The organism is Pseudomonas sp. 3JA (genome assembly GCF_036961705.1).
GTDB lineage: Bacteria > Pseudomonadota > Gammaproteobacteria > Pseudomonadales > Pseudomonadaceae > Aquipseudomonas > Aquipseudomonas fluorescens_Q.
On sequence record NZ_JBAMDJ010000095.1, the window covers coordinates 1 to 1,421 of the forward strand.

General features: G+C 57.6%; 1 protein-coding gene. It reads left to right on the top strand.

What is annotated here, in order from left to right:
• Positions 1-111: 111 nt before the first annotated feature.
• Entirely contained in the window at positions 112-1,413 is a 1,302-nt protein-coding gene (locus V7773_RS30185; protein ID WP_336076492.1) for an IS4 family transposase, read from the top strand.
• Positions 1,414-1,421 lie beyond the last annotated feature (8 nt).

Consider the following 1,421-nt stretch of genomic DNA (forward strand, 5'->3'; position numbering starts at 1 on the left):
CCAGCCCTTTCAAGGTCTTTGATAAAATCCCCCAAAACTCCAGTCAGGGTGACGAAAGCGATGTGGGCAGAGGTTCTAGCGCGGTTTGAGAGAAAAGCACCGGCCAGTGTCATGACCAGAGTGGTATTGGAACAGGCTGTTCCTGCTGAATGGATCGATCAGGTGTTCGAAGAGCACCGTCAGCGGCAGTACCCACGTGAGCTTTTGTTTTCAACCATCGTTGAACTGATGTCCCTTGTTTCATTGGGCTTGCGACCTTCGCTGCATGCCGCTGCGCGGCAGATGGAAGATCTTCCTGTCAGCTTGGCGGCGCTGTATGACAAGGTCAGTCGTACAGAGCCTGCGCTACTGCGCGCCCTGGTCACCGGCAGCGCAGAGCGCTTGGTACCAACGATAAAAGAACTGGGGCACTCAGCCATTTTGCCTGGCTGGCAACTACGGGTCGTTGACGGTAACCACCTGCCTTCCAGCGAAAAGCGTCTGGGCGCTTTGCGCCGTGAACGGGGCGCCGCCCGGCCTGGTTTTTCCGTTGTGGTTTACGACCCCGATCTGGACCAGGTCGTTGATCTTCAGCCTTGCGAAGATGCCTATGCCAGCGAACGCGTCAGCGTGCTGCCGTTGCTGGAAAAGGCCAGTGCGGGGCAACTGTGGATGGCTGATCGACTCTACTGCACGCTCCCGGTCATGGAGGCCTGCGAAGACACCGGGGCCTCGTTCATCATTCGCGAACAGAGCAAACATCCACGCCTGCTTAAGGAAAGCGACTGGCAGGGGCCTGTCGCGGTCGCGGCAGGCAACGTGCGCGAGCAAATCATTGAAGTAAAAGGTGGACGCCAGTGGCGGCGAGTCGAACTGAACCTGCAAACCCCCACCGAATCCGGCGATGCCACGCTGCTGTTCTGGAGCAACTTGCCCGACTCCATCAGTGCTGAGCAAATCGCCGATTTGTACCGCCGTCGCTGGAGCATCGAAGGGATGTTCCAGCGCCTGGAAGCGGTGTTGGACAGTGAAATCGAAACCTTGGGCAACCCTAAAGCAGCCCTGTTGGGATTTGCGTCGGCCGTGTTGGCTTACAACGTTCTGTCCGTGCTCAAACGCAGCGTCGAGCAGGCTCATCGCCAGAACCTGCCCGATGATTGGGAAGCATCGATTTTTCACCTAGCGGTACAGGTACGCAGCGGTTACGAGGGGATGCAAATAGCCTTGCCAGAATATCTATGCATCCCGATCCCCGCCGCAGGACTGACTCAGTACCTGCTCGCACTCGCTCGAAATATCCAGCCCAAAGCGGTCGCCAAGAGCAAACGAGGCCCGAAAGTGCCCAAGTCAAAGGAGTGGCTTGAAGGCAAAGCCGCGAATGCCCATGTGTCAACGGATCGGGTGCTCAAGGCAGCTAAAGCCAAAAGACCTTGAAAGGGCTG

Coding starts and splice junctions, on each gene's coding strand:
- V7773_RS30185 (WP_336076492.1), top strand. CDS start 112: ATGACCAGAGTGGTATTGGAACAGGCTGTTCCTGCTGAATGGATCGAT.